Annotated in this window: 30 protein-coding genes and 1 riboswitch; of the genes, 12 read left to right on the plus strand and 18 right to left on the minus strand. The window is 59.4% G+C overall.

Features of this window, described 5'->3' with window-relative positions:
* Positions 1–44 precede the first annotated feature (44 nt).
* A complete protein-coding gene (locus D3791_RS02110) occupies positions 45–1,592 on the plus strand; it encodes an aminopeptidase P family protein (RefSeq protein WP_172511169.1) in 1,548 nt (515 codons plus the stop codon).
* An 89-nt stretch (positions 1,593–1,681) separates the two neighbouring features.
* On the opposite strand, the gene D3791_RS02115 is transcribed toward D3791_RS02110, so the two are convergent.
* On the minus strand, positions 1,682–2,563 hold the full coding sequence (locus D3791_RS02115) for a YflT domain-containing protein (RefSeq protein WP_216847357.1): 882 nt from the start codon (positions 2,561–2,563) through the stop codon (positions 1,682–1,684).
* A gap of 117 nt (positions 2,564–2,680) precedes the next feature.
* Between D3791_RS02115 and D3791_RS02120 the strand changes: the two genes are divergently transcribed.
* The 3 genes from D3791_RS02120 to D3791_RS02130 are packed head-to-tail and all read left to right on the plus strand — an operon-like array spanning position 2,681 to position 5,688.
* Entirely contained in the window at positions 2,681–3,931 is a 1,251-nt protein-coding gene (locus tag D3791_RS02120; protein ID WP_028268310.1) for a magnesium transporter MgtE N-terminal domain-containing protein, read from the plus strand.
* A gap of 42 nt (positions 3,932–3,973) precedes the next feature.
* Entirely contained in the window at positions 3,974–4,588 is a 615-nt protein-coding gene (locus tag D3791_RS02125) for a DUF1003 domain-containing protein (RefSeq protein WP_022873959.1), read from the plus strand.
* The gene (locus D3791_RS02130; protein ID WP_022873960.1) at positions 4,585–5,688 is read left to right on the plus strand and encodes an Mrp/NBP35 family ATP-binding protein; all 1,104 of its coding nucleotides are present in this window, start codon (positions 4,585–4,587) and stop codon (positions 5,686–5,688) included. Before D3791_RS02125 ends, D3791_RS02130 begins: the two co-directional genes overlap by 4 nt.
* 11 nt (positions 5,689–5,699) lie before the next feature.
* Here the strand turns inward: D3791_RS02130 and D3791_RS02135 are convergent, their stop codons facing one another.
* Complete coding sequence (locus tag D3791_RS02135; protein WP_022873961.1) at positions 5,700–6,104, minus strand: sec-independent translocase; 405 nt, start codon at positions 6,102–6,104, stop codon at positions 5,700–5,702.
* Positions 6,105–6,183: 79 nt separating this feature from the next.
* Positions 6,184–6,801 (minus strand): RNA polymerase sigma factor SigE, encoded by a 618-nt coding sequence (gene sigE / locus D3791_RS02140; protein ID WP_022873962.1) that lies wholly within the window; start codon positions 6,799–6,801, stop codon positions 6,184–6,186.
* Positions 6,802–6,941: 140 nt separating this feature from the next.
* Here sigE and D3791_RS02145 point away from each other — a divergent pair, with 140 nt between their 5' ends.
* The gene (locus D3791_RS02145; protein WP_022873963.1) at positions 6,942–7,607 is read left to right on the plus strand and encodes an O-methyltransferase; all 666 of its coding nucleotides are present in this window, start codon (positions 6,942–6,944) and stop codon (positions 7,605–7,607) included.
* A gap of 63 nt (positions 7,608–7,670) precedes the next feature.
* Here the strand turns inward: D3791_RS02145 and D3791_RS02150 are convergent, their stop codons facing one another.
* From D3791_RS02150 to D3791_RS02160, 3 genes are all read right to left on the minus strand, one after another.
* On the minus strand, positions 7,671–7,838 hold the full coding sequence (locus D3791_RS02150) for a DUF3117 domain-containing protein (RefSeq protein ID WP_022873964.1): 168 nt from the start codon (positions 7,836–7,838) through the stop codon (positions 7,671–7,673).
* A gap of 123 nt (positions 7,839–7,961) precedes the next feature.
* Positions 7,962–8,306 (minus strand): DivIVA domain-containing protein, encoded by a 345-nt coding sequence (locus tag D3791_RS02155; protein WP_022873965.1) that lies wholly within the window; start codon positions 8,304–8,306, stop codon positions 7,962–7,964.
* 9 nt (positions 8,307–8,315) lie between these two features.
* The gene (locus tag D3791_RS02160) at positions 8,316–9,089 is read right to left on the minus strand and encodes an LOG family protein (protein ID WP_022873966.1); all 774 of its coding nucleotides are present in this window, start codon (positions 9,087–9,089) and stop codon (positions 8,316–8,318) included.
* Between the two features lie 177 nt (positions 9,090–9,266).
* On the opposite strand from D3791_RS02160, the gene D3791_RS02165 reads away from it, so the two are divergent.
* The 4 genes from D3791_RS02165 (at position 9,267) to D3791_RS02180 (ending at position 12,562) form a co-directional block, all read left to right on the plus strand.
* Complete coding sequence (locus D3791_RS02165) at positions 9,267–9,998, plus strand: amino acid ABC transporter ATP-binding protein (RefSeq protein WP_172512874.1); 732 nt, start codon at positions 9,267–9,269, stop codon at positions 9,996–9,998.
* Between the two features lie 31 nt (positions 9,999–10,029).
* A complete protein-coding gene (locus D3791_RS02170; RefSeq protein ID WP_022873968.1) occupies positions 10,030–10,857 on the plus strand; it encodes a glutamate ABC transporter substrate-binding protein in 828 nt (275 codons plus the stop codon).
* A gap of 134 nt (positions 10,858–10,991) precedes the next feature.
* The gene (locus D3791_RS02175) at positions 10,992–11,669 is read left to right on the plus strand and encodes an amino acid ABC transporter permease (RefSeq protein ID WP_022873969.1); all 678 of its coding nucleotides are present in this window, start codon (positions 10,992–10,994) and stop codon (positions 11,667–11,669) included.
* Positions 11,666–12,562 carry an amino acid ABC transporter permease gene (locus tag D3791_RS02180; RefSeq protein WP_022873970.1) on the plus strand — a complete coding sequence of 299 codons (897 nt, stop codon included), beginning with the start codon at positions 11,666–11,668 and terminating at the stop codon, positions 12,560–12,562. The genes D3791_RS02175 and D3791_RS02180 overlap by 4 nt, the downstream gene beginning before the upstream one ends.
* Positions 12,563–12,663: 101 nt before the next feature.
* On the opposite strand, the gene dapE is transcribed toward D3791_RS02180, so the two are convergent.
* A complete protein-coding gene (dapE, locus tag D3791_RS02185) occupies positions 12,664–13,740 on the minus strand; it encodes a succinyl-diaminopimelate desuccinylase (protein ID WP_172511170.1) in 1,077 nt (358 codons plus the stop codon).
* Positions 13,741–13,822: 82 nt separating this feature from the next.
* Between dapE and dapD the strand changes: the two genes are divergently transcribed.
* Positions 13,823–14,779, plus strand: coding sequence for a 2,3,4,5-tetrahydropyridine-2,6-dicarboxylate N-succinyltransferase (gene dapD, locus D3791_RS02190; protein ID WP_022873972.1), 957 nt, complete (start codon positions 13,823–13,825; stop codon positions 14,777–14,779).
* A gap of 42 nt (positions 14,780–14,821) precedes the next feature.
* Here dapD and D3791_RS02195 read toward each other — a convergent pair whose 3' ends face one another.
* The 4 genes from D3791_RS02195 to fdxA form a co-directional block, all read right to left on the minus strand.
* Positions 14,822–15,370 carry a hypothetical protein gene (locus tag D3791_RS02195; protein ID WP_172511171.1) on the minus strand — a complete coding sequence of 183 codons (549 nt, stop codon included), beginning with the start codon at positions 15,368–15,370 and terminating at the stop codon, positions 14,822–14,824.
* Positions 15,371–15,573: 203 nt separating this feature from the next.
* Entirely contained in the window at positions 15,574–16,854 is a 1,281-nt protein-coding gene (locus D3791_RS02200; protein ID WP_022873974.1) for a citrate synthase, read from the minus strand.
* Between the two features lie 98 nt (positions 16,855–16,952).
* A complete protein-coding gene (dapC, locus tag D3791_RS02205; RefSeq protein ID WP_172511172.1) occupies positions 16,953–18,068 on the minus strand; it encodes a succinyldiaminopimelate transaminase in 1,116 nt (371 codons plus the stop codon).
* Between the two features lie 11 nt (positions 18,069–18,079).
* A complete protein-coding gene (gene fdxA, locus D3791_RS02210; RefSeq protein ID WP_028268312.1) occupies positions 18,080–18,403 on the minus strand; it encodes a ferredoxin in 324 nt (107 codons plus the stop codon).
* Between the two features lie 214 nt (positions 18,404–18,617).
* On the opposite strand from fdxA, the gene D3791_RS02215 reads away from it, so the two are divergent.
* Both D3791_RS02215 and D3791_RS02220 read left to right on the plus strand, forming a co-directional pair.
* Positions 18,618–18,863: a putative acetyltransferase gene (locus D3791_RS02215; RefSeq protein WP_172511173.1), complete on the plus strand. Its 246-nt coding sequence runs from the start codon at positions 18,618–18,620 to the stop codon at positions 18,861–18,863.
* A 96-nt stretch (positions 18,864–18,959) separates the two neighbouring features.
* Positions 18,960–19,490, plus strand: a complete 531-nt coding sequence (locus D3791_RS02220; RefSeq protein WP_022873977.1) for a helix-turn-helix domain-containing protein — start codon at positions 18,960–18,962, stop codon at positions 19,488–19,490.
* A gap of 51 nt (positions 19,491–19,541) precedes the next feature.
* On the opposite strand, the gene D3791_RS02225 is transcribed toward D3791_RS02220, so the two are convergent.
* The 7 genes from D3791_RS02225 to thiO all read right to left on the minus strand — a co-directional run bounded on the left by D3791_RS02225 (position 19,542) and on the right by thiO (position 25,936).
* Positions 19,542–19,979 carry a hypothetical protein gene (locus D3791_RS02225; protein ID WP_172511174.1) on the minus strand — a complete coding sequence of 146 codons (438 nt, stop codon included), beginning with the start codon at positions 19,977–19,979 and terminating at the stop codon, positions 19,542–19,544.
* Positions 19,960–21,867 (minus strand): translational GTPase TypA, encoded by a 1,908-nt coding sequence (gene typA, locus D3791_RS02230; RefSeq protein WP_022873979.1) that lies wholly within the window; start codon positions 21,865–21,867, stop codon positions 19,960–19,962. Before typA ends, D3791_RS02225 begins: the two co-directional genes overlap by 20 nt.
* Positions 21,868–22,013: 146 nt before the next feature.
* Complete coding sequence (locus D3791_RS02235) at positions 22,014–22,556, minus strand: GNAT family N-acetyltransferase (RefSeq protein WP_172511175.1); 543 nt, start codon at positions 22,554–22,556, stop codon at positions 22,014–22,016.
* Positions 22,557–22,603: 47 nt separating this feature from the next.
* Positions 22,604–23,749, minus strand: a complete 1,146-nt coding sequence (locus D3791_RS02240) for a ThiF family adenylyltransferase (protein WP_172511176.1) — start codon at positions 23,747–23,749, stop codon at positions 22,604–22,606.
* Positions 23,749–24,567: a thiazole synthase gene (locus D3791_RS02245; RefSeq protein ID WP_172511177.1), complete on the minus strand. Its 819-nt coding sequence runs from the start codon at positions 24,565–24,567 to the stop codon at positions 23,749–23,751. Before D3791_RS02245 ends, D3791_RS02240 begins: the two co-directional genes overlap by 1 nt.
* Before the next feature lie 2 nt (positions 24,568–24,569).
* Entirely contained in the window at positions 24,570–24,815 is a 246-nt protein-coding gene (gene thiS / locus D3791_RS02250; RefSeq protein ID WP_172511178.1) for a sulfur carrier protein ThiS, read from the minus strand.
* Positions 24,812–25,936, minus strand: coding sequence for a glycine oxidase ThiO (thiO, locus tag D3791_RS02255; protein ID WP_172511179.1), 1,125 nt, complete (start codon positions 25,934–25,936; stop codon positions 24,812–24,814). Before thiO ends, thiS begins: the two co-directional genes overlap by 4 nt.
* Positions 25,934–26,038: riboswitch (TPP riboswitch) on the minus strand. It overlaps the preceding gene by 3 nt.
* Positions 26,039–26,046: the final 8 nt, after the last annotated feature.

The raw sequence follows: 26,046 nt of genomic DNA on the forward strand, positions 1-26,046 counted from the left end.
CTGATACTTTGCTGGGATACCTCCGATGGTGACACACTTGGACTATGACCAATCAAGAATCAACTGCGCAAGGCACAGATCAGCCGTTGGAAGACCGAGTGAACAACCGTTCCCAGCGTCCAACGTCCAAAGCATTCCAAGAATTCATGGCCTCCTCATGGGCTACCGATACTTCTGAACTGCCACAGCAGGATGAAGCTGCCAGCTACGCGGCAGCTCGCCGCGCGAAGCTTTCGGAGAATTTCGCGGGTGAACGCCTTGTCATTCCGGCCGGTCCGCTCAAGGTCCGCTCCAACGACACCGATTACCGGTTCCGCCCGCACTCGGCCTTCGCCCACCTGACTGGTCTGGGCGTTGACCACGAACCAGACGCCGTGCTGGTCATGGAGCCTACCGATGACGGCGCAGGCGAACGGGGCACCAACCACGTCTCCACTCTGTATTTCGCTCCAATGGCGGGACGCGACAGCACCGACTTCTACCTGAACTCGCGTTCCGGCGAGTTCTGGGTTGGTCCACGCCCGACCCTTTCGTCCCTGGCTGCCCGCACCGGCCTGCCCACCGATTCGCTGGACCAGCTGGAAATGGCGGTCACGAAGAATTCCGGCCCTCAGGCTCTGGGCGGCATCCGCATCCGCTTGGTGCGCGAAGTCGACCTGAACATGGACGCGTTGGTTGATACCTCGCGAATCAACACCGGCCAGGATCTGGAAGCGAGCGACTCGCTGGATACCGAACTTGCCGAATTCGTCTCGGAAATCCGCCTGGTCAAGGACGAGTACGAAATCGCTGAATTGCGAAAGTCCGTCGCTGCAACCATCAATGGTTTCGAAGATGTCGTGCGCAGCCTGGATCAGGCCATGGCACACCAGCGCGGTGAACGAGTTGTCGAAGGCGCGTTCTTCGCGCGTGCCCGCTTGGAAGGCAATGAGCTGGGCTACGACACCATCGCGGCCTCCGGCAATAATGCCACCATCCTGCACTGGATCCGCAACACCGGCTCCGTCAACGACGGCGAAGTCCTCCTGCTGGATGCCGGCGTTGAAGCCGACTCGCTGTACACCGCGGACATCACCCGTTCCCTGCCAGTCTCCGGCAAGTACACCGATGTCCAGCGCAAGGTCTACCAAGCGGTTTTGGATGCCGCTGATGCCGCATTCGCCGCCGTGAAGCCGGGGCTGAAGTTCCGTGACCTGCACCTGATCGCCACCCGTGTTCTGGCCGAGCGTCTTTCTGAATGGGGCATTCTTCCGGTGTCGGTCGAGGAAGCGATGAGTCAGGAAGGCCAGCACCACCGCCGCTGGATGCCGCACGGCACCAGCCACCACCTGGGCCTGGATGTGCACGACTGCGCGCAGGCACGTGCCGAGTTGTACCTGGACGCAGAGCTGAAGGAAGGCATGGTATTCACCATCGAACCTGGCCTGTACTTCAAGGATGAGGATCTGGCGATTCCCGAAGAATACCGTGGCCTGGGCGTGCGCATCGAAGATGACATTCTCGTCACCGCCGATGGCGCCGAGAACCTGAGCGCGGCGCTTCCACGCAACCCGGATGAGGTTGAAGCATGGATGGCCAAGCTGCGCGGCTAATGCCAGCGGTGGCACTTTAAAGCAAGTGAGGGTCCGGGTTCAGTTACCAAAAGTAACTGAACCCGGACCCTCACTGCGTTTTTGCTGCCTTATGCCTTTGGCTCGTCGTCCTTGGACGGCGCCGACGGATGGTTTTCGGGATTCACCTTCGGCTCCACGCTTGAGAGGTCCTGCTCCTGCTGTGCATCAGCGGAAGAATCCTCCGAGGCTGGTGCCTGCTGCTCACTGTGCGCTGACGATTCAGGCTGCTCTTGCGGCTTGGCTGCAGGCTCCGCGGCTGGCTTCGGTTCGTTGACACGAACGCCATAACGAGGGCGCCCATCCGGAAGATCCGGGAACTGTCCGCGACGTGGATCGGTGGACTCGCTTGGCTTGACCGCCGCCTGGGTCGGAGCCGGCGCGGTAACCGGGGCCGCTGGCGCCTGCTGCTGGATCTGGGTCTCAGCTGGCTGGCCAGCACCTGGATGCGGGCGCATGGGCAGCTTGGACGCAAGGGTTCGTGCGGCCTGCGCATGCTCGAAGTCAACCACCACATCAAAGCTGGTGGCGACAAACTGGCTGGAGGATGCGAAGTCGCGCTTGCCGCGACGGGTCGAATAGCTCACCACGCCAGCGATCATCCAAATGGCCATGCCCAAGCCGATGGAAGACAGGATCTGGTACAGGCCATTGCCTCCTCCGCCGAACAGGGACAGCAACAGGCCGACAAACAGGCCCATCATGCCGCCCTGGGCTGCGCCAGCCAGTGCCACCTTGGGATAGGAAAGCTTCGCGGTCACTCGCTCCACAGTGCGTACGTCATTACCGACAATGCTCACCGAGGCGACGGGAAAGTCATTATCTGCCAAATAGTCGACGAGCTTCTGCGCATCGAGGTAGCTGGTATAACGTCCAAGCAGTTCTCCGCGAGGCAAACCGTTGGGGCTGATCGAATTTACTCCATGAGGCGAGGTCATATCTATATTGTGCACAGGTTTACTGTGAGCCTGCCTAGTTGTGAACTAACTATCGCTGTGGGTGAAAGAAACAGTTAACCGCTTGTGTCTTTGCACACCGCAATGATCATTCGGACACGATAGTCTAGAGAGGTGAGCGCACAAGTGTCTAAAATCTTCGTCGCCCGGCTTCTCGGGCTTGATGTCTTCGACCCCTTGGGCGACCGTCTGGGCCGTTTGCGCGATGTTGTTGTCGTGTCCCGCGGTCCGCAGAAGCCTGCCGCCTGTGTGGGTCTGGTCGTCGAGGTCCCCGGCAAGCGCCGGGTCTTCGTTCCGATGACCCGTATCCAATCCATGGAAGCCAACCAGGTCATCTGCTCAGGCCTGGTCAACATGCGCCGCTTCCAGCAGCGTGGCCAGGAAATCCTGGTTGTTGCCGAAATGTTCGACCGCACCATCAGCTTCATCGATGGCTCGGGCCGCGGTGTCATCGAGGATATCGGCCTGACCCAGACCCGCCGTGGCGACTGGGAGATCAACGAATACTACGTGCAGCGCGGAGTCCCCAGCTCCTCCTTGCTGGGTCTGCGCCCACGTCGACGCGACAAGGTGCTGGTCTCGTGGGATGAAGTGCGCCATGGGTCCCAGGAAGAACCGCAATCGGCTGATACCTTCGTGGCCACCCACGATGAAATGAAGCCCGCTGACTTTGCCGACGCGCTGCATGAAATGAACGAGAAGCGCCGTCTTGAAATCGCCGCGCACCTGCAGGATGAGCGTCTTGCTGACGTACTCCAGGAATTGCCAGACCGCGAGCAGGTAGAGATCCTCTCGGCGCTGGGTCTTGAACGCGCCGCCGATGTGCTCGAAGAGATGGATCCGGACGACGCCGCCGACTTGTTGGCCGGCATTGGCGAAGAGACCAAGCACCAGTTGCTGGATCTGATGAACGAGGACGAAGCCAAGGACGTACGCCGATTGCTGGCCTACCCCGAAGGCACCGCCGGTTCGATCATGACCCCGGTTCCGGTGATCCTCACCCCCGAGTCAACGGTCGCCGAAGCGCTGGCCTCGGTTCGCCTTGAAGAACTCAGTCCGGCTTTGGCTTCCACCGTTTATGTGGTGCGTCCTCCGCTGGAAACGCCTACCGGCCGGTACCTGGGCCAGGTTCATATCCAAGCGCTGCTCCGAGCGGCACCGCCTGAGCCCCTGGGCGATATTCTTGATACCGAACTTGAGTCGATGTCAGACCTCGCGGATATTTCCGAGGTCGTGCGGCATCTGGCCACATATAACCTCACCAGCGTGGGTGTCACCAATAAAGAGGGCCGGCTCGTTGGAGCCATCACCGTCGATGACGTATTGGACCACATCCTTCCCGATGATTGGCGCTCGCAAGACTAAACGAGCACCATCACTAGACAGATCAGCAGAGGAGTTCCAGCTATGGCTGAGCAGCGTAAGACGAATGGCCTGGACACCCCACTGGCAGCACGACAACGTTTCTGGCCGAAGTTCTCGCCTAACCCGGACCTGTTTGGTTCGGTCACCGAGAAGTTCGCCCGGTTCATGGGTACTCCCCAGTTCCTGCTGTACATGACCGTGTTCTGTGCCTTCTGGCTGATCTGGAATTCCGTGGCGCCCCAGAGCTGGCGTTTTGACGATGCCACCATCGGCTTCACGGCGTTGACACTGATGCTTTCGCTTCAGGCTTCCTACGCTGCGCCGCTGTTGCTGCTGGCCCAGAACCGCCAGGACGACCGTGACCGCGTCTCGCTGTCTGAAGACCGCGCCCGAGCCGAACGCAACCTGTATGACACCGAGTACCTCACCCGGGAGTTGGCGTCCCTGCGCTTGGCCCTGCGCGATGTCGCAACCCGTGACTACGTCCGTTCGGAACTGCGCAATGTCCTCGAAGAGCTGCTGGAAACCACCGACGGCGAAGAGCTGCACCTTCGCGCCAAGAAGAAGAGCGGCGGCAAGAATTCCTCGCCGCAGACCGGCATCATCGAAACGGTCAATCCTCAGCAGTCCCAGCAGCGGAAGAACAACAGCAAGTGAGCAATTCGCAAGTCCTGCTTGATGCACTGAACAGCGTTAATGATCCTGAGCTGCGCCGCCCTATCACCGAACTTGATATGGTGCAGTCCGCGCAGCTTGATGGGCAGACCGCACGCGTGACGATCCTGTTGACCATTGCAGGTTGTCCCATGCGTTCAACCATTGAACAGGACGTGACCGCTGCGCTTTCTGGTGTCCCTGGCGTGGAAGACGTCGAGGTGAGCCTTGGCGTCATGGATCCCCAGCAGCGTGCAGCATTGCGCGAACGGCTCGCCAGCCGGCGCACCCCGTTCTCCGACCCTGCTTCCCTGACCCGCGTGATTGCGGTGGCCAGCGGAAAGGGCGGCGTCGGCAAGTCCTCGATTACCGCGAACCTGGCTACGCAGCTGGCATCCCAGGGCTTGAAGGTCGGCCTGATAGATGCCGATGTGCATGGCTTCTCGATCCCCTCGCTGATGGGCATCACCCAGAACCCCACGCGCATGGACGATATGATCCTGCCGCCGGTGGCCCACGGGGTAAAGGTCATTTCCATTGGCATGTTCCTGGATTCCAACCAGCCGGTGATTTGGCGCGGACCCATGCTGCACCGTGCCTTGGAGCAGTTCCTCTCCGACGTGTACTTCGGGGATCTGGACTATCTGTTCCTTGATCTGCCGCCGGGCACCGGGGATATGGCCATCTCGGTCTCCCAGCTGTTGCCGAACAGCGAACTGCTGGTGATCACCACCCCGCAGTCCACGGCCACCGAAGTCGCTGAACGCGCCGGAACGATTGCGTTGCAGACTGATCAGAAGGTGATTGGCGTCGTGGAGAACATGAGTTTCCTGCAGCTGCCCGATGGCTCCCGCATGGAGGTCTTCGGATCTGGCGGCGGAGAAAAACTCAGTGAATCACTGACCCGCCAACTGGGCTATGAGGTCAATCTGCTATCCCAGATCCCGCTGGAAGAATCCGTCCGCGTAGGCTCGGACCAAGGCACACCGGTGGTCCTCAGCGCTCCCCAGGCGCCAGCAGCCGTCGCCCTGCAGGACTTGGTAGAGAAACTAGTACAGCGACCGCGCGGACTAGCCGGGCGATCGCTGCCAATGTCGTTCTGATTTTTTGTGCTTTAGGTGGCTTCGGAATCGAAGGGAGCCGCTTCGTTTGCTGCCAGCGGGGCCTGCTTCTGGGTTTCCGGGGCAATGGCGGTACGTACCGGAGCCGGTGCCACGGACGTATTCGGTGAGCTCTTTGCGACGTTGATGGCGTCATCAAATTCGTCAACCAGCGCTTCCTTGATGATGCGTCGCGGGTCGTATTGACGAGGATCGAGTTTCCGCCAGTCGATATCGGCCACTTCATCGCCGACTTCTTCGCGCAACTGCTCCTTGGCGCCATTAGCCATGCGCCGTACTTCTTTGACGAGGTTAGCTAGCTTTTTGGCGTACTCAGGCAGCTTTTCCGGGCCAAGAATGACAACCGCGAGCACTGCGAGAACAATGAACTCGCTACCATTGATTCCAAAAAGATCCACGTAAAGAGATTACCTTGTCCCGGACGAACTCACGAAGTCACCGCGCCACGGAGCATACCGTGGCACGGCTATTGGCCGATTAATTCGCGGCCCGCAATCCCAAGGGAAGACGTGGCAACGACATGGTCTTTGCTGGGCGGTTGGCCGGATTGCGGTGTGCCAGGGCATCACGCAGCATGGCGCGTCCACGGTGAATTCTTGAACGAACAGTCCCGAGCTTCACATTCAGCATCTGGGAGACTTCTTCGTAGGAGAAGCCCTCCATGTCGCACAAAACGATGGCAGCGCGGAATTCCGGCGAGAGGGCGCGCAAGGCTTCCTGCACGTCGACATCAAGGTTATTGAACTCGAAGTAGCGTTCAGGGGAAATCACGTTTCCAGGCAGGCGGTCTTCGGCGCCGTCGGCAAAACCGTCGAAGCGGATCTTGCTCTTGCGCCGGGCCTGATCCAAGAAGAGGTTGGTGGTGATGCGGTGCAGCCAGCCACCCATGGTTCCCGGCGTGTACCCGTCCAGTGCCTTGAAGGCGCGAACGAATGCTTCTTGGGAGAGATCCTCCGCATCATGGCGGTTGCCAGTTAAACGGTAAGCCAGTCGGAAGACCTGTTCGCCATGTTCTTGGACCATCTGATCCCATGTCGGCGTCGAGGTTTCCGGAGCCGCAATGGCCGAAACTGATTCACTTGGTGCATTGTTCACTCTTCAAGTATGAGTTGGAAAGCTGAGCTGAAGCTAAGAATCCCCTACGGGGGAACTATCAAGTTGAACAACTTCGCATCTCGCGCTGGGTACGATTGATAGTGGCCGTCAACAGACAACGTTATTGAGGATCCCTACCCATGCCTTCGATAAATCCAGAACTCTTCGCGAGCTGGACCTATACCCAGAACCACATCAGCGAGCCCGAGCATGTTGCCCAGGTCCGCGAACGTGCCGAAGATCTGGGCGTACGATGCATCGATCCGGCGGGACGCTCCATGCTGCAGCTGCTATGCACCTTGCGCCGCCCGCGCAATGCGGTAGAGATCGGATCCGGCGTGGGGGTCGCATCGCTCGCCATGCTCGAAGCTGTCGGCCCTTCATTGACGCTGACCGCGATTGAATCAGACCTGGAACACGCCAACGCGATGCGCCAGGGCCTGCGCGAATCCGGTATTCCATCGGCACGGGCCAGGATCATCAACGAACGCGCGGAAAACGTCCTGTCGCGCTTGGCGGATCATGCCTACGATCTGGTGCTCATCGATGCCGGCGCTGATTTGCTGCTGGAGTACGTCGCCGAGGCCAAACGCATTGTCGGCGTGGGCGGCGTGATCATCTTGAACAATGCTTTTGATGAGCACCGCTTGGCTAAGCCCGCCGTGCGCAAGACTTCCACGGTCATGACCCGCGATGCCTTGCGGATGCTGCGAGAGGACCCGCGGTTGCAGACCCACCTCTTCCCCACCGAGCAAGGATTGTTCGTGGCCACCGTCTTGCCGCCGGCCGCCCCTAAAATCAGATAGCATGCGAAAAAGGCCGACAAATTTGTCGGCCTTTTTGGGTCGCATAGTTGCGATCAAGCTAAATTATTCGGTGACCTTCAACAGGCAGTCGCGCAGTTCGGTCGCCTCAGCGTCGTTCAACTCGACGACCAGTCGTCCACCGCCATCGATTGGCAAGCGCAGGATCAGACTCCGGCCCTCTTTAACGACTTCCATTGGCCCATCACCAGTGCGTGGCTTCATAGCAGCCATTAAGCTGTTCCCTTCGTCTGTGGCTAACGCGCGCAACAGTTTTTGCGTTGCGCACAACCGAATGCCTTGTCCATCATCTGCCCAGATTCCCGGCTGAGTTGGGACTCTTATCTTCTATTATTACTAATTTTCGCCCGTGTCGCTAATCACACGCCGTGACTCAAGGTCACGAATGGTATTTTCCAGACTGGTGATTTCCGCCGCCAGCACGTCCAAGACCTCATCAACCTGATCGCAGCGATAGCCGCGCAACCCCAAAGAAAAGCGCACTTTCTCGATATGTTCAGCACGGGGATTTTCAGGCAGGAGAACCGGTGGCAATGAAGCCTCATGTTCTACCAGACCGACGATTGGTTCGCTGGGAGCCTCGAAATGCCGGCCAACGCCCAACTTCTTTCGCTGGCTGGACAGCAGCAGTGCCACCGCCCCGACAAGGAGCAGCGCAATCAGAATCAACAAGAATGGCATCAGTATCCCCTACACCGCTTCTTCCGGAGCCGGCTGCTTATCGGCCGTACCGAGCACCAGGTCCACTGCCTCATCGGGATCATCCGTCACCATGAACAAATTCAGATCCTTGGGCGAGATGGCACGCTCTGCGGCCACGGTATTAGTCAGCCAATCCACCAAGCCGCCCCAATAGGACTTGCCGACAAGAACAATCGGGAAGCTCGTGATCTTCTGGGTTTGCACCAGTGTCAAAGCTTCGAAGAGCTCATCCAAGGTGCCGAATCCGCCGGGCAGGACAATGAAACCTTGCGAATACTTCACGAACATGGTTTTGCGCACGAAGAAGTACCGGAAGTTCAGGCCCTTATTCACCGATGAATTCAGCCCGGTCTCAAATGGCAGTTCAATGCCCAACCCGATAGAGATGCCGTCGTTGTCAGCGGCGCCCTTGTTGGCTGCTTCCATTGCACCCGGACCGCCACCGGTGATGGTGGTGATCCCTGCTTCAGCCAAGCGGCTGCCAATGCGGTGGGCCATCTCGTAGTACGGGCTCTGCGGGTCGGTGCGTGCTGAACCGAAGACGGCAATTGCTGGTCCGGTTCCAGCTAGGGTTCCGAATCCATTAACGAACTCGGATTGGATCCGCAGAACGCGCCAGACGTCGGTGTGGGTGACGTCTTCTTGCGGGCTCTCCAAAAGATAGTGGTCGAGCTGGTCTTCCGGACGCTTGCCAGGCCAATTCGCTTCGACGTTGCGTTGCCCCGCACGAGCATTCTCTTCGCTCTTTCGCTGATGAACCATGACTTCACTCTATCGGTTAATTCCTCGTGACCCGGACTGTGTCGCAGCACTGTTAAAGTGACAGTTATGTAACAACTATGTGTGACTTGTTCGAAGTGGCGCGTAGTACGTGTCACATCAAGTAATGTCTATTCCATGAACAGCGATCATCAGGCTCAGGCTTCTACAGCGGACCCCATCGTCCAACTGACTGGGGTCAATAAGCACTACGGTGCCCTGCATGTACTCAACAACATCAACCTCGAAGTCACCAAGGGCGAGGTTGTCGTGATCTTGGGTCCGTCAGGTTCAGGTAAATCCACCTTGTGCCGTACCATCAACCGACTCGAGACCATCGATGAGGGCACCATCAAGATCGATGGCAACACGTTGCCATCTGAAGGCAAGGCCCTTGCCAAGTTGCGTGCGGACGTCGGCATGGTTTTCCAGTCCTTCAACCTCTTTGCGCACAAATCCATTCTGGAGAATGTGACCCTCGGGCCGATCAAGGTCAAAGGCATGAAGAAGGCAGAGGCCAAGGAACTGGCTCTTCAGCTCCTGGAACGAGTCGGCGTGGCCAATCAGGCCGAAAAGCTTCCGGCACAGCTCTCCGGCGGCCAGCAGCAGCGCGTGGCCATTGCCCGCGCCCTGGCCATGAAGCCAAAGGTCATGCTCTTTGATGAGCCCACCAGCGCGCTGGATCCGGAAATGATCAATGAAGTGCTGGACACCATGGTGGGACTGGCTAAGGAAGGCATGACCATGCTCGTGGTTACCCACGAAATGGGCTTCGCCCGCAAGGCTGCCGACCGAGTGATCTTCATGGCCGATGGCCAAATCGTTGAGCAGGCCACCCCGGAAGAATTCTTCACCAATCCGCAATCTGATCGTGCCAAGGACTTCCTCGGCAAGCTCATCACCAATCACTGATTTCATCACCACGCATCCAACAGGAGGAATTATGCGTAAGTCACGTTTTGGCACCATTGCAGCAATGGCAGCCGTCGCAGCACTGGCCCTGACGTCATGTGGCGGTTCGGACAGCGAAGCTGACGGCGACAAGATCCGCATCGGCATCAAGTTCGACCAGCCGGGCCTGGGCTTCAAGGATGGCGATAACTACACCGGCTTCGATGTCGACGTCGCAAAGTACGTAGCGAACGAACTGGGCTACTCCGAGGACAAGATCGAATTCGTTTCGGCCCCTTCGGCCAACCGCGAGACCATGTTGCAGAACAACCAGGTCGACATGATCTTCGCAACCTACTCGATCACCGATGAGCGCAACAAGGTCATCGACTTCGCTGGCCCATACTTCGTTGCCGGCCAGGATCTGCTGGTGGCTTCGGATTCCGACATCGACGGCCCAGAGGCCCTGAACGGCAAGAACCTGTGCTCGGTCACCGGTTCCACCTCCGCTCAGAAGGTCAAGGACAACTACGCTGAAGGCACCAATCTGCAGGAGCTTCCGGGCTATGCAGAGTGCGTCACCCAGATGAGCGGCGGCACCATCGACGCAGTGACCACCGATGACATCATCCTTGCAGGTCTGGCCGCACAGCCTGCTTACAAGGGCAAGTTCAAGGTCGTTGGCGCTCCATTCTCGGAAGAGAACTACGGTGTCGGCCTGCCGGACGGAACCGACAAGTGCAAGGCCATCAACGAGGCGATCACCAAGATGATCGACTCCGGCGACTGGCAGAAGGCGTTGGACAAGAACACCGAGGGCACCGGCTACAAGCCGAACTCGAAGACCAACCCGCCAAAGCTCGCAGATACCTGCGCTTAGCATTTTCGATGCGGCGGGGGTCAAGCCTTGTACTTGGCCCCCGCGGCATTCTTGTTTTCCCGATGAACGAGTATTCGTTCTTCGATCCCATAGCCGCTTGGCCCTCACTACGGCCATCGAGATAGAGGCTTGCAGTGGAGAATTATTTATCCATATTCACTGAGTACGACATTCCCGGAGCATTCTGGGTCAATATCCAACTAACTTTCTGGGCGGCCATCGGCGCGCTGGTGTTGGGCACGATTCTTGCGTTGCTTCGCATCTCTCCCGTGGCCAGCTTCCAGGCCATCGGCACCAGCTACGTCAACTTGGTTCGAAATACCCCACTGACCATCATCATCCTGTTCGCGGTCCTGGCTCTGTATGGACAGCTCGGGTTCACCCTGGGCGGCGATTTCCAAGCGAACTTCTTCCGCCTATCGGTTTTGGGGCTTGCTGTTTACCACGCTGCCTTTGTCTGCGAAGCTATTCGTTCGGGCGTGAATACCGTTCCCCTGGGACAGGCCGAAGCGGCGCGTGCTATCGGATTGAGCTTCCTGCCGGCAGCTCGCTTGGTGATTTTGCCCCAGGCTTTCCGCGGCGCGATCGTTCCGCTGGGTAATACCCTGATCGCACTGATCAAGAACTCCACCGTCGCTGCCGTTGGCTCGGTCGCTACCGAATCCTCGTCGGTCATGAAGACCATGATCGAGTTCCGCTCGGACATCGTCATCCCGATCTTCTTGACCTTTGCTATCGGCTTCGTGATCATCGTGATCCCTGTAGGCCTGTTGACTACTTGGGCTTCGAAGAAACTGGCGGTGGCACGATGAGCGCATCAATTCTTTTTGACACCCCCGGCCCCAAGGCCCGCCGCCGCATCCTGATCATCAATATCATCGGCGCGCTGCTCGCTTTGGGCATCGTGGCGTGGATTTTCTTTGGCCTCGCGGCCAAGGGACAGATGCAGCCAGAGCAATGGGACGACTTCGTCCAGGGAAGCACATGGAAGAACTATCTCCTTCCAGGCTTGCTCAACACCGTCAAGGCAGCGATTCTGGGCATCATCGGCTCGGTGATTTTCGGTTTGGTCTTCGGTGTTGGACGTTTGTCGCAGAACAAGCTGATCAATGGTTTCTGCACGGTCATTGTGGAATTCTTCCGTGCCGTGCCAGTGCTGCTGATGATCGTGTTCTTCAACGTGTTCTTCTCCCGGTCTCTTGAACTGCCAGGCGATACCGCGTTGTGGGCCGTTGTGGCCGCATTGGTCTTCTACAACGGATCCGTCGTTGCAGAGCTGGTCCGCTCTGGCGTGCACAACCTGCCCAAGGGACAGCGTGAAGCCGGCATTGCCATCGGCCTGACTCGTGGCATGTCGCTGCGCCATATCGAAATCCCGCAGGCGCTGGTGGCCATGCTGCCGGCCCTGATCGGCCAGTTCGTCGTGATCTTGAAGGACTCCGCGCTGGGCTACATCATCAGCTTCAACGAGCTGTTGTTCTTCGCGCGCACCTACTCATCACCTAACGGCAACGTCCTGCAGGCGCTGATTGTCACTGCGGTCATCTTCATCTTGATCAACTTCACCTTGAGCAAGATTGCAGAAATCGTCTCGCGGCGCCTGAGCAGCCGCATCAAGAAAGACAAGAATGCTCCGGCAGTAGTTGGCACCACGGCCGTGACCTTCGCCGAGGCCGGCACAGATGCTGGATCAAAGGATCAATAACGGATAGTGCTCCGCGTTCCACTCGTTGCAGACAGAACGGGCCGTTCCTTGCATGATGCAAGGAACGGCCCGTTCTGTCTGTGCTGTGGGCACCCGGTTGGCTAGCTGAGCCAGGCGCGCAAGGAGTTAAGGCAAGTGCGGATATCTTCCTGTGGAACATGCTCGTCGTCGCTGTGCGCGAGCAGCGCATCACCCGGACCGAAGTTCACTGCCGAGACTCCCAGCGCCGAGAAACGGGATACGTCCGTCCAACCGTATTTCGGCTTCGGTTCCTGCCCAAGGATATTAATCAGGTCAGCGGCGATTTCCTGATCCAGTCCCGGCTTGGCTCCTTCGGCGCCATCGGTGCGCTCGATCTCGAATCCGTCGAAGAGCTCGAAGACCAGTGCTTCAGCCTGAGCCAGAGTCTTGTCCGGGGCAAAACGGTAATTGATTTCGACTTCGCAATAATCGGGAATGACGTTGCCGGCGATACCCCCGTTGATGCGCACCGCGTTCATTCCTTCGCGGTAGTCCAAGCCCTCCACGGTGATGGTTTGCGGCTGGTAGTCGGCTAGTCGCTGCAGGATCGGTGCGGCATCGTGGATGGCGTTGTGGCCCATCCAGGAGCGTCCTGAGTGTGCTGCCTTGCCACGGGTGCGAATCACGAATCGGCTGGTGCCGTTGCAACCGCCTTCGACCGTGCCGTTCGTCGGTTCCAGAAGGATGGCGAAATCAGCTTCAAGCAGTTCCGGGTTGTTCTTGGCCAATCGCCCGAGCCCTGATTTGGCCGCTTCCACTTCTTCGTGGTCGTAGAAGACATAGGTGACATCGTATTTGGCGTCCGTCAGCTCGGCGGCCAGAGCCAGCTGGACCGCTACCCCGCCCTTCATGTCGGTGGCCCCTCGGCCGTAGAGCACCCCGTCGATCACCTGGGCCGGGACCGTTCCCTTGGCGCCCTCGGTGCGCGGCAATGGGACGGTGTCCAGGTGGCCGGCGAGCACGACCCTGCGTTCGCGGCCGAAGTTGGTGCGGGCAACGATGGCGTCTTGATCGCGGTGTACCTGCAGGTGCTCCAGCTTGAGCAATGCCTGGTGTACTTGATCAGCAATTTGTCGTTCATTCCCGGAAACAGATTCAATGTTCATGATCTGTTCGGTCAGCACTGCGACGTCCTGTTGCAGGTCCAATTCGTTCACGGTATTCAGCGTCCTACGTCTCTAGCTTCACTAGCCTGTCATCTATCAACGTTACCCGGGGTTTCGACGATACGATCAGTGTATGACTTCAGAATCTGTGACTTCATCCAGTGACTCCTCTGTCCGCTTGGCCTCTGGCCATGGTCTTGCCACGGTTGCCGCGGATGGAACCATCCTCGATGTTTGGTATCCAGCCCCGGTCCTCGGCGAGCTTTCGGCGGCTGAAGAGCTTTCCGGCGAACTCGCCGCGGCTGCCCAGGACGACGCTGCCCGAGGCACCACCCAGAAGGTTGTCTCGCTGACCATCGACCTCGATGTGGCTCCAGCTGACACCGCCGATGTGTGGCTGCGACTGCACCTGCTCTCCCACCGGTTGGCCCAGCCGAACACGATCAACCTCGACGGGATTTTCGGCCACCTGGCAAACGTGGTCTGGACCAACTTCGGCCCATGCCAGGTTGATGGCTTCGAGGTAACCCGTTTGAAGCTGCGTGCCCGCGGCGCGGTCACCGTGTACGGCGTGGACAAGTTCCCTCGCATGGTCGACTACGTGGTGCCAACCGGCGTGCGCATTGCCGATGCCGACCGTGTTCGCCTTGGCGCGCACCTCGCAGAAGGCACCACCGTCATGCACGAGGGCTTCGTGAACTTCAACGCAGGCACCTTGGGCACTTCGATGGTCGAGGGCCGCATTTCGGCTTCCGTCGTTGTCGGCAACGGCTCCGATGTTGGCGGTGGCGCTTCGATCATGGGCACCCTTTCGGGCGGTGGACGTGAGCGCATCGTCATCGGCGAGCGGGTGCTGCTGGGCGCCAACGCCGGTGTAGGCATCTCCGTGGGCGACGACTCCGTAGTGGAAGCGGGCCTGTACGTTACCGCCGGCACCCGTGTGCTCTTGGGCGAGAAGCAAGTCAAGGCCTTGGAGCTCTCCGGAGTGCCGAACCTGCTGTTCCGCCGCAACTCGATTTCCGGCGCTGTGGAGGCATTGGCCCGCGCAGGCCAAACTGTCGAACTGAACAGCGCACTGCACGCCAACTAAGCCAGTGCGAGGGCCAGCCGAAACGGCTGGCCCTCGCTGCATTTAACCGCCGGGAAAGATGATGGTGACCATGGGCTGGATGAAGCCGTGGAAGGCCTTGGCATCTTGAAGCAAGGAAGTGCTGGCAACGATGGTCGCTCGGCCGGTGAGCCAGGCACGAGGCTCGTCCAAGGGAACATCGATGACCTGTATCTGTTGCTGCGGTGCGCTCGTATCATGATCCACCCCGTGATCCAGCAGGATTCTCTCTAATTCATCCAACCGGCGCGGCACGTAGTCCACGCTCTTGGCGACAAAGTCATCGGCATGCTGCTGGGCGAAGAGGGTCGCTTGACCGTAGTGGGCTTTGGCCAGCTTCGCTAGAGCCGGATAGCCTTCCTGGTCCAGATGCTCATGCAGCGACTTTTCCGGCGCTGCCTCCGGCTCGATCTCTCCCGTGGTCAACGCGCTCCACCAAGCGCTCCACTCTTGCTTGAACTGCCCATGAGCGGCGTCGGCTCCATTGCGGTTCTTCACCACGGAGGTCAGTCGCGAATTCGGTCCGGCCTCAGCCGGATCAACTCCACCGAGCTCACGTAAGTACAAGGCCATCAACATCGTCTGATTGGTTTTTACCGCCAAAGACCAGTTGTTTCCACGACGAAAGTACATGCATACCACCTGACTTTTAGGCATACCCCCGCGGTCTTAGATTCAAAGGATACTCCCGTCAAGGTGGTTAAAACAGATAAGGAGCCTCCCACCAATTCAATGGTGGAAAGCTCCTTGTCAGCGAACGCTATATACCCGGTGGCTTAGAGGCCTGGGTAGTTGCGAGCGGTTTCACCCATGTACAGCTGACGTGGGCGGCCGATCTTCAGTTCAGGATCCTTGATCATTTCGCGCCACTGTGCGATCCAGCCTGGCAGGCGGCCGATGGCGAACAACACGGTGAACATCTTTTCAGGGAAGCCCATGGCGGTGTAGATCAGACCGGTGTAGAAGTCCACGTTCGGGTAGAGCTTGCGCGAGATGAAGTACTCATCGTTCAGCGCGGTCTCTTCCAGCTTCATCGCGATCTCAAGCAGCTCGTTCTTGCCCTGCTTGGCCAGCAGGTCGTGAGCGGTCTTCTTGATGATCTTGGCGCGTGGATCGTAGTTCTTGTACACGCGGTGGCCGAAGCCCATCAGGCGTACGCCGTCTTCCTTGTTCTTGACCTTCTGCATGAAGTCTTCTGGTGAGATGCCAGAGGACTGGATCTCGCGCAGCATCTTCAGGACGGCTTCGTTGGCGCCGCCGTGGGCTGGGCCGGACAGAGCGTGGATGCCAGCGGAAACCGAAGCGAACATGTTGGCTTCCGAAGAGCCGACCAAGCGCACGGTGGAGGTCGAGCAGTTCTGCTCGTGGTCTGCGTGCAGGATCAGCAGCAGGTCAAGGGCCTTGACCACGTCTGGATCCAACAGGTAAGGCTCGGCAGCGGTGCCGAAGCACAGGCGCAGGAAGTTCTCGACCATGTTCATCGAGTTATCCGGGTACAGCAGGGCCTGTCCGATGGACTTCTTGTGCGCGTAGGCAGCCAGAACTGGCAGCTTGGCCAGCAGGCGCAGGGTCGAACGCTCGACCTGCTCGTCGTCCTTTGGATCCAGGGAATCTTGGTACCAGGTGGACAGCGCGGAAACTGCGGAGGACAGAACTGGCATCGGGTGCGCGTCACGCGGGAAGCCGCCGAAGAAGCCCTTGAGCTCTTCGTGCAGCAGGGTGTGGCGGCGCAGCGAGTTGTCGAATTCTGCAAGCTGGTCTGCAGTTGGCAGTTCGCCGTAGATCAGCAGGTAGGTTACCTCGATGAAGCTGGACTTCTCGGCCAGCTGCTCGATAGGGTAACCGCGGTAACGCAGGATGCCTGCATCGCCGTCGATGTAGGTGATCGCGGATTTGGTGGCCGCGGTGTTCATGAAGCCAGGATCGTAGGTCACGTTCCCAGTGGTCTTCAATAGTGGGGCTACGCTGAATCCGTCGTTGCCTTCAGCAGCCGGAATTACCGGAAGCTCAAGATTGGATTCTCCAAAGTGTAGCTGTGCAGATGTAGTATCTGTCATTGCTTCTCCTAACCGGAAAGCGTGTAGTTCCGAAAGGTCAGTCGTCACCGTAGAACATACCGCGATTTGACCCCATCCCGCTAATCAGACTGTCATCTTCACCGGTTGGCGGAAGAATTCAGCCGTTCAACGGCGGCCGCGATCCGTTCGTCGGAGGCGGTCAATGCCACGCGCACGTGGCGTTCTCCTGCAGTTCCATAAAAGGCACCTGGACCAGCGACGATTCCCAGCTGCGCGAGGGCGCCGATGGTCTCGAAGCTTGGCCGGTCCTGGGTGCACCATAGGTACAGGCCGGCCACCGAATCCTCGATTCGCAGGCCGAAGTTTTCCAGGGCGGGGCGCAGCGCGTCGCGTCGGTCCCGGTAGAGCTCTCGCTGGGTGGCTACGTGCTCGTCGTCGTTCAGCGCCACCACCATGGCGTGCTGGATCGGGCCAGGCACGATCATTCCGGCGTGCTTGCGACTGTTGATCAGCGTCGGCATGAGATTTGGCGCGCCAGCGACAAAGGCGGCGCGGTAGCCTGCGAGGTTCGACTGCTTGGAAAGCGAGTAGAGCGCCAGCAGGTTATCCAGGTTGCCGCCGTTGACCTTCGGGTCCAGGATGCTGGGCACCTGGCCTTCGAATTCTTTCCAGCCAAGTTCTGCGTAGCACTCATCCGATGCGACAACGGCACCGATTTCACGAGCCTGTTCGACGATTTTCTTCAGCTGGTCGGCGCTGGTGACCTTGCCGGTGGGGTTGCCAGGCGAGTTGACCCAGATGAGCTTGACGCGCGAGAGCTCGTCGGCACCCAGTTCATCAAGGTCGTCGGTGGCAATCGGGGTCGCGCCGACAAGCTGTGCGCCAATGTCATAGGTCGGGTATGCGATTTTTGGACGCACGACGATGTCCTCGGCACCGATGCCCAGGAACAGCGGCAGCCAAGCCACCATTTCCTTGGAGCCCACGGTGGGCATCACGTCGTTGATGCCCAGGCCAGTGACCTGGCGGCGGCGTGCGAACCAATCCACGATGGCCTGGCGAACTTCGACGGTTCCGTGTGTGGTGGGGTAACCGTGGGAGTTCGCGCCGTCGGTCAGCGCGTCTTGGATGAGCTGTGGGGTGTCGTCAACCGGCGTGCCGATCGACAGGTCCACGACTCCCCCTGGGTGCTTCGCTGCCTGCTCGCGGTATGGAGCAAGCTGGTTCCAGGGGTAATCGGGGAGCTCAAGCATGAAAGTAAAACCTAGCCTTGGTTCTGAGGTGGCAAAGCACTGATGAATGGGTGATCAGTACCGGTGTTACCAATTTTAGCGGCGCCGCCCGGGGAACCAAGTTCATCGAAAAAGTCGACGTTCGCCTTGTAATAGTCAGCCCACTCGTCTGGCACATCATCTTCGTAGTAGATGGCTTCAACGGGGCAGACGGGTTCGCAGGCGCCGCAGTCTACGCATTCATCCGGGTGAATGTACAGCGAGCGCTCGCCTTCATAAATACAATCTACCGGGCACTCTTCGACGCACGCCTTGTCTTTCACGTCGACGCACGGCTGAGCGATGATGTAAGTCACGAGGGCCGAGACCTTTCCTTGCACTTGGTGGTTTCAACACGAGCCAGCCGGATTCCTGGATGCTGTTTGAATCCCTTACCAGCTCAAACTACAGTCTAGTCCTGATATCAATACATCAAAGCGCCCGAGAGCCTGCTGTGACGTAACCGACCATTCACATTTCAGCCTCAGAGGGTTTAGATGAATTCTTCTTACGAAAAGATGACGCGGAAAAATGCTTAGTTTTAGTGATGTGACTCCCGGTGAACGCATAGTTGTGCGTTATCGCTTGTCCGTGGACGCCGCAGGCGTTGGCGGGCGTTTTAGCGATGCACTGGGCGAGTTGCAGGCGGTCACCGATGAATCAATCAGCGTGCAGACGCGATCTGATCTGGTGGTCATCCCCCGCTCAATGATCACCCATGCCAAGTTGGTTCCGCCTGCCCCGGCGCGTCGCCGGCCGCGAACGCCAAGGAATTAGCGCACATCAGGATCTATCCGGTGCTGGAATCCGCTGTTTGGCGACATGTGATTTGATACTGCCAATCACTCGCCGATTTTCCCGTATGCTGTTTTTATGCCTTCTGACAAACTTGTCCAATCGCGAGCACGTGCACTCAGCTCACCGCTGAGGCTGCGTATTCTGCGTTTGTGCCTCCACGAGTCACGAACCAACAAGGAAATCGCGGACATTCTTGATCTGAACCCGGCCACTTCCCTGCACCATGTGCGGACGCTGGTGAACAACGGCTACCTCGCTCCAGAGGAGGCCCGCCGCGGCAATCGTGGCGCGAAAGAAGTTCCTTACCGCAGCACCAAGCAGTCCTGGGGAACACGTATCCCGGACGCAGCCCCAATGCTGGTTGATACTTTCCTGCAGGAAATCGAGGGCTTGGATCCCCAAGAAATCCAGATCATCCGGGTCGGCCTGAAACTCAGCGACGAGTCCCGGCAAGAGATGATGTCCCGGCTTCGCGAAGTCATCGAGGACTACGCGATGCGCGATCCTGAGGAAGATGGCGTAGCGACGTCGCTGTTCCTGGCCCATCACCTGGACATCACGGGCAATTCCAGTGCCGAGGACCCAAACGCCCCCAACGACAACTGATATTAAAAGCAGAAGGTGAACTTCCCGGTCTGGGAAGTTCACCTTCTGCTTTTAGTTCTGACGGTGCTGTTTGCGAATCACTCGCAGGGCCAGCACCAGGCCGATGATCGCAGGAACAATCATTCCGTACATCCACAGGGCCGAGGCTAACGCCGGGCCAGGCAGATACTTGTAATACTGCATGCCGAGGATCAGCTGGTCGTCGCCCACGTAGGAGATCAAGCCTACGCAGACATAGCAGCCAATGAAGCCCAGCGCGCCGGACCATAGTTTCCCGGAGGATACCGCGGCCCAGTAGACCAGAAGGCCCAGGAGCAGCCAGGCGACCGCCACGCCCCACACCAGCGGAACGTCATTGGCGACGTAGCTGATGGATGCGTGGATAGCAGTGCCGAAAAGTCCTGCTACCAGGGCAACAACAACCCCGCGCCAGAGCGCGGAGAGGTTGCTGCCTTGGGTATTGCGCTGATTAGGAGCGAGCGCGTGCACGGGTTGCCTTGGCACGGTCGTTGGCGTTCAGCAGTACCTTGCGGATACGGATGGCTTCTGGGGTGACCTCAACGCACTCGTCTTCGCGAGCGAATTCCAGCGACTCTTCCAGAGTCAGGGTGCGTGGTGGGGTCAGGTTCTCGAAGCTGTCCGAGGAAGCTGCACGCATGTTGGTGAGCTTCTTTTCCTTGGTGATGTTCACGTCCATGTCGTCGGCGCGGGAGTTCTCGCCCACGATCATGCCCTCGTAAACCTCTTCGGTTGGCTTCACGAAGAAGTTCATGCGTTCCTGCAGGTTGATCATTGCGAATGGAGTCACAACGCCAGCGCGGTCGGCAACGATCGAACCGTTGATGCGGTACTCGATGGCACCTGCCCATGGCTCGTAGCCTTCAGCCAGCGACGAAGCGATGCCGGCACCGCGGGTGTCGGTCAGGAAGCGGGTACGGAAGCCGATCAGGCCACGTGCTGGAACCATGAATTCCATGCGAACCCAGCCGGTGCCGTGGTTCGACATGTCGGTCATGCGGCCCTTGCGCGAAGCCAGCAGCTGGGTGATAGCACCCAGGTATTCTTCCGGCACGTCAATGGTCATGCGTTCCATTGGCTCGTGGACCTTGCCATCGACAACCTTGGTCACAACCTGTGGCTTGCCGACGGTCAGCTCGAAGCCTTCACGACGCATCTGCTCAACAAGAATAGCCAGTGCCAGTTCGCCACGGCCCTGGACTTCCCAAGCATCCGGACGCTCGGTTGGCAGGATGTTCAGCGAAACGTTACCGATCAGTTCCTTGTCCAGGCGATCCTTCACCTGGCGGGCGGTGACCTTGGCGCCCTTGACCTTGCCAGCCAGTGGCGAGGTGTTGATACCGATGGTCATCGAGATTGCTGGTGGATCAACGGTGATCAGTGGCAGCGGCTTAGGATTCTCAAGGTCGGTGAGGGTTTCACCAATCATGATGTCTTCGATACCGGCAACTGCGACGATCTCGCCTGGGCCAGCTTCTTCAGCTGGAACACGCTGCAGACCCTTGGTGGCCAGAAGCTCGGTGATCTTCACCTGCTTCATGGTGCCGTCCTGGCGGGCCCAGTTGACCTGCTGGCCCTTGCGCAGGGTGCCGTTGATCATGCGCAGCAGAGCCAGACGGCCGAGGAATGGCGATGCGTCAAGGTTGGTGACATGTGCCTGCAGAACTTCGCCCTCGTTGTAGGTCGGAGCAGGAACGTGCTTGATGATGGTCTCGAACAGTGGCTCGAGATCTTCGTTGTCTGGCAGGGTGCCATCGGCTGGCTGGTTCATCGAAGCGTAGCCGGCCTTGCCCGAGGCGAAGACAACAGGAACGTTCAAGATGGCGTCCAGATCCAGGTCCGGAGCTTCATCAGCCAAGTCGGAAGCCAGGCCCAGCAGCAGGTCCATGGAGTCGGAGATGACGCCATCGATGCGGGAGTCCGGGCGGTCGGTCTTGTTGACCACGATGATGACTGGCAGGTTAGCGCCCAGTGCCTTACGCAGCACGAAGCGGGTCTGTGGCAGTGGGCCTTCGGAAGCGTCAACGAGCAGAACCACGCCGTCCACCATGGACAGGCCGCGCTCGACCTCGCCACCGAAGTCAGCGTGACCCGGGGTGTCGATGACGTTGATGGTCATGTTCTTGCCGTCAGCAGCTGGACCGCTGTAGAACACGGTGGTGTTCTTGGCGAGAATGGTAATGCCCTTCTCGCGTTCCAGTTCGCCGGAGTCCATCACGCGATCTTCGGTTTCACCATGGCTGTCGAATGCGCCGGTCTGCTGAAGCATTGCGTTGACCAAGGTGGTCTTGCCGTGGTCAACGTGTGCAACGATGGCTACATTGCGAAGTTCATCGCGACTAATGGTGTTAGCTGACATGCGTGAAGGCTCACTTCCGCTCGAGGATTTTGGGTCTAAGGAGACGGGGCCAAAGTCGACCCAACAAACTAGTTTACGCTGTTCCTGCAAATACTCCGGTGCTCTGTGTCAGAACATACAAGAATTTCACGTAAAGTCGCGGAAAATCAACGGTTGGATTGGGTGGAAATCCAGTACCGAAGAGTCCTGGTGCCGTCCGCGGCATCCAGATGCGGGAATTGCTGATCCAGTTCGCCCCCGCATTTGAGGATCGTAGCGATGGAACCGGCGTTGGTGCTATCGCAGGTGACTAGTGCCTGATCCACTCCGGCGGCTTGCACTTCACGCAGGCCGAACTGGCACAGGGCCGCGGCCACGCCACGGCGCCGATGCTCTGGAACGACTCCGTAGCCGATGTGCCCGCCCTTTTGGAGCAGCCAATCATTGAGTTCGTAGCGCACGGAGACGCGCCCAACCAGTTCTCCGTCGTCGAAGGCGGCAAAGAGCGCCGAGCGCACCCAGCCATCGGGAATGTTTTCTCCGCGCCTACCTGCACTCATCCGGTAGATGAATTCTTCCCACTGCTGATCTTCAGACCAGGTTGGCAAGAATTCGAAGTCGTCGGCCAGCATCGCATGATGAGCGTCGATGGCTTGTTGCTCGTCTTGACTAGCTAGTTCGCGAAACTCCAGGGCGGTGGTGAAGGCCATAGGGCCATTATGTCAGCCACGGAGACCCGGCAAAATTCCGCATCCTGCTAGTAGGTGATTTGCCGTCCTTCAACCTGGGCAAACCATTGCAGCGTCCCGCCTTCAAGGCTGTAGATCTTGCGGTGCGCTGGCTGTTGCTGCGCCAGATGCCGAGCGGCTTTTTCGGAGCGGACACCGCTCTTGCAAACCATGACCAGGCTGCGGGCGCTAGCAGGCACTTGAGGGTAGTCCCCCGCGAGCAGCTGGTCCATGGGCACATGGACGCTGCGTGGAATCGACGCGATGTCACGCTCCCACGACTCGCGCACGTCAATGACGAGCACCTCATGCTGGGCTTCCAATACCTGCAGCTCTTGCACGCTCAGCGATGCAACCGGATCCTCGATGGCACAGGCAACCGGCTGGTAGTCCCCCAATCCGCTCACTGCCTCGCGTTGCGGGTCCGCCGTGAATTCCAAAGTCCGCATGCTCGCATTCAAGGCATCATAGAGCCACAGCTTGCCGCTGAGTGTTGCCCCGATCCCGGTGATGAGCTTGAGCGCTTCGGTAGCCATCACCGAACCGACCACTCCGCACAGTGCTCCGAAGACCCCGCCTTCGGCGCAGCTCGGCACCGAATCAGCATCAGGGATATCAGGGAAGATGTCGCGAAGCATCGGACCGGTTCGAGGATCAAAAACCGATACTTGTCCCGAGAACTGGAAGAGCGTTCCCCACACCAGTGGCGTCCCGGTGATTTCCGCCGCGTCCGAGGCAAGGTACCGGGTGGCGAAGTTGTCACTGCCGTCGATGACCAGGTCATAAGCCTCAAAGAGTTCAATCGCGTTCTCTGTGCTCAGCCGTTCGTTCAGCGCTCGGATCCGCACGGTGCTGTTGAGGTCTTCGGCCAGCCGCTGCACAGAGGCGACCTTGGGCAAACCGACATCGGATTCCCGATGCATGATCTGGCGCTGCAAATTCGAGAGCTCAACGGTGTCGTCGTCCAGGACCCCGATCTGGCCAACGCCCGCGGCGATCAGATAGCTGGCGATCGGGCTGCCCAGTCCCCCGGCGCCGATGATCAGCACCTTGACATTGATGATGCGCCGCTGGCCTTCTTCGCCGACTCCGGGAAGGGTCAGGTGCCGCGAGTAGCGGGCCAGCACGCCCGGGTCGATGCTTGGCGCCGGTTCGCACAGCGGCGGGCGCGGCATCAGAATTCCCCGACCAGGGTTTGCATGATTCCTTCTACTGGCGAGGAGGCCAGCGCGGTGTCGCGGCGCGGGATCCTGCCGGCCAGCCGGGCGGCACGTCCTGCGCGCACCGCATCACGCATGGCTGCCGCCATCAGCGGGGCATTATGGGCACGGGTGACGGCGCTGGCCAAGAGGACCGCGTCGCAGCCTAGCTCCATGGCCAGCGCGGCATCCGAGGCAGTTCCCACGCCGGCATCGAGGACCACCGGCACATTGGCCCGGGAAACGATGGTGGAAATATTGTGCGGGTTCAAGATCCCCAGGCCGGAACCGATGGGCGCTCCGGCAGGCATGATCGCCGCGACCCCGGCATCCTGGAGCCGCTGTGCTAGCGCCGGGTCATCGTTGGTGTAAGCGAACACCTTGAAGCCCTCGGCGACCAGTTGCTCGGTGGCGGAATACAGCTCCAGCGGATCCGGCAGCAAGGTGTGCTCATCGGCGATGACTTCAAGCTTGATCCAGTCGGTTTCCAGGGCTTCGCGGGCCAGCTGCGCGGTCAATACGGCATCCCGAGCGGTGAAGCATCCGGCGGTGTTTGGCAGCGGGATCACGTTATTGCGCTGCAGCAGCTCGTAGACATTCCCCGCGCCGGCAGCGGAAAAGTGCCGAATGGCGACGGTGGTCAACTCGGTGCCCGAAACGGCCAGAGCGCTCTCCAGCGTCGCCAGGGATGTAGCCCCGCCGGTGCCCAGGATCAGTCTCGAAGACAGGGTGCGTCCAGCGACGACGAACGGGTCGGTGTCCGCATCGAGTCGGTTGACTTCTTGCGATTCCATCTTTAGCCTCCTTGGGCTGCGGTGACGAGTTCTACGCTGTGCCCGTCTTCAAGCACCTTGCTGTTCCAGCTGCTGCGAGGGACCACTGCGCCGTTGACGGCGGCGGCCACGCCGAGCTTGCTGCCGTCAACCGCTTTCGAATCGGCGTCCAGATCCTTGCCGATCTGCGAGCTGACAAATTCACGCAGGCTTGTCCCTGCTGAGAGCTGGACTTGCTGGGAGTTGAAGGTGATGTTGATCGTGGTCATCCGAGGTGCTCCAGTGCGAGAGTCGAGTGTTGGGTTGCAAATCGTTGGGGGTCAACGTCTTTCAGCATGGGATGCGTGGTGTTGTTTTCGGTGAGGTCCGCGGTCAGTTCGGAACCCAGCGGGCTCAGCAGCACTCCGTGCCGCGAATAGCCGGTGGAGAGCACCAATCCTGGGTCCAGTCGCCCGATCAGCGGGCGGTCATCGGCGGTGGCTGGTCTTGGCCGGGCGATCAATTCGTTCAATGTGCAGTCGCTGATTCCCGGCACGAGCCGGCGTGCATCGTCCAAGAGGGTGTGCATGGCGCCAACGTTGACCTCCGGGTTGCCGTCTTCCCTCACGCTGGCCCCCAGCACCAGGCTTCCGTCCTTGCGCGGGACGAGGTAGACGTTGCGCCGGTGGACAATGCCGCGCACAATGCGGCTGAGCATTGCGGGGCCCGCGGGACCTTGGATCCTGAGGATGTCGCCGTAAACCGGGCGCAGGGGAAGGTCTTTGAGGCCTTTGACGGTTCCGAGCGCGGTGGCGATGACGGTTTGGTCTGCTTCTAGCACCCGCCCCGTGGTGGTTCGCACGGCGCTGGTTCCTGCCTCGTCGGTGAGCAGTTCTTCGGCTTGCTCGCGGATCACGTGATTGGCAAAGTGCTTGAGCAGGATGCGCACCACGCTGCGAGGGTCGATCTGATGGTCCTCGGCGCACAGCACGCCTCCGGCGATGTTGCTGGCAAGGGCTGGTTCCAAGGATCTGGCCTGGCTCGGCAGGAGTTTTTCGGCAGCTAATCCCAGCGATGACTGCAGCGCGACGAGCTCGTGGAGGGCATCGCGGTCAGCGGGCTCCGCAGCGATGACCAGTGTGGAACTTTGCAGGTAGTCCGGGCGCTCCCCGGTGGATGCTTCGATGCGCTCAACGAACCGCGGATATCCGGCATTCGATGCGGCCAGCAGCTGGTGCAATGGGCCTTGGCCCCACACTGTTTCTGCTGCCGGTGCCAGCATTCCGGCTGCGGCGTAGCTGGCGCCTTGGCCGGGAGCTGGATCGATGATAGTGATGCTGTGGCCGCGCGAGCTGAGCTCGAAGGCGGTGGCGAGGCCGATGATTCCGGCGCCAACAATATTGACATGCACGGTGGCACGATTCCTTCCTACGGCGGCATGACCCGCATCAGGTGTAGCGGTCGGCTCAGTGCCCTCTCAGCCTGGTCGAGTCAGGCTCCCGCGGAGTAATTGCGATTATA

The sequence above is a fragment of the Glutamicibacter mishrai genome, from assembly GCF_012221945.1.
GTDB classification, from domain to species: Bacteria; Actinomycetota; Actinomycetes; order Actinomycetales; family Micrococcaceae; genus Glutamicibacter; species Glutamicibacter mishrai.

Excerpts from the sequence above, each read along its gene's own strand:
- D3791_RS02245 (WP_172511177.1), bottom strand. The coding sequence starts at position 24,567 with ATGGAATCGCAAGAAGTCAACCGACTCGATGCGGACACCGACCCGTTC.
- D3791_RS02145 (WP_022873963.1), top strand. The coding sequence starts at position 6,942 with ATGCCTTCGATAAATCCAGAACTCTTCGCGAGCTGGACCTATACCCAG.
- D3791_RS02160 (WP_022873966.1), bottom strand. The coding sequence starts at position 9,089 with ATGGTTCATCAGCGAAAGAGCGAAGAGAATGCTCGTGCGGGGCAACGC.
- D3791_RS02125 (WP_022873959.1), top strand. The coding sequence starts at position 3,974 with ATGGCTGAGCAGCGTAAGACGAATGGCCTGGACACCCCACTGGCAGCA.
- thiS (WP_172511178.1), bottom strand. The coding sequence starts at position 24,815 with ATGACCACGATCAACATCACCTTCAACTCCCAGCAAGTCCAGCTCTCA.
- D3791_RS02150 (WP_022873964.1), bottom strand. The coding sequence starts at position 7,838 with ATGGCTGCTATGAAGCCACGCACTGGTGATGGGCCAATGGAAGTCGTT.
- D3791_RS02240 (WP_172511176.1), bottom strand. The coding sequence starts at position 23,749 with ATGCCGCGCCCGCCGCTGTGCGAACCGGCGCCAAGCATCGACCCGGGC.
- dapD (WP_022873972.1), top strand. The coding sequence starts at position 13,823 with ATGACTTCAGAATCTGTGACTTCATCCAGTGACTCCTCTGTCCGCTTG.
- D3791_RS02195 (WP_172511171.1), bottom strand. The coding sequence starts at position 15,370 with ATGGCCTTGTACTTACGTGAGCTCGGTGGAGTTGATCCGGCTGAGGCC.
- typA (WP_022873979.1), bottom strand. The coding sequence starts at position 21,867 with ATGTCAGCTAACACCATTAGTCGCGATGAACTTCGCAATGTAGCCATC.
- D3791_RS02235 (WP_172511175.1), bottom strand. The coding sequence starts at position 22,556 with ATGGCCTTCACCACCGCCCTGGAGTTTCGCGAACTAGCTAGTCAAGAC.
- D3791_RS02110 (WP_172511169.1), top strand. The coding sequence starts at position 45 with ATGACCAATCAAGAATCAACTGCGCAAGGCACAGATCAGCCGTTGGAA.
- dapC (WP_172511172.1), bottom strand. The coding sequence starts at position 18,068 with ATGCTTGAGCTCCCCGATTACCCCTGGAACCAGCTTGCTCCATACCGC.
- D3791_RS02180 (WP_022873970.1), top strand. The coding sequence starts at position 11,666 with ATGAGCGCATCAATTCTTTTTGACACCCCCGGCCCCAAGGCCCGCCGC.
- D3791_RS02220 (WP_022873977.1), top strand. The coding sequence starts at position 18,960 with ATGCCTTCTGACAAACTTGTCCAATCGCGAGCACGTGCACTCAGCTCA.
- D3791_RS02200 (WP_022873974.1), bottom strand. The coding sequence starts at position 16,854 with ATGACAGATACTACATCTGCACAGCTACACTTTGGAGAATCCAATCTT.
- D3791_RS02170 (WP_022873968.1), top strand. The coding sequence starts at position 10,030 with ATGCGTAAGTCACGTTTTGGCACCATTGCAGCAATGGCAGCCGTCGCA.
- D3791_RS02155 (WP_022873965.1), bottom strand. The coding sequence starts at position 8,306 with ATGCCATTCTTGTTGATTCTGATTGCGCTGCTCCTTGTCGGGGCGGTG.
- D3791_RS02215 (WP_172511173.1), top strand. The coding sequence starts at position 18,618 with ATGCTTAGTTTTAGTGATGTGACTCCCGGTGAACGCATAGTTGTGCGT.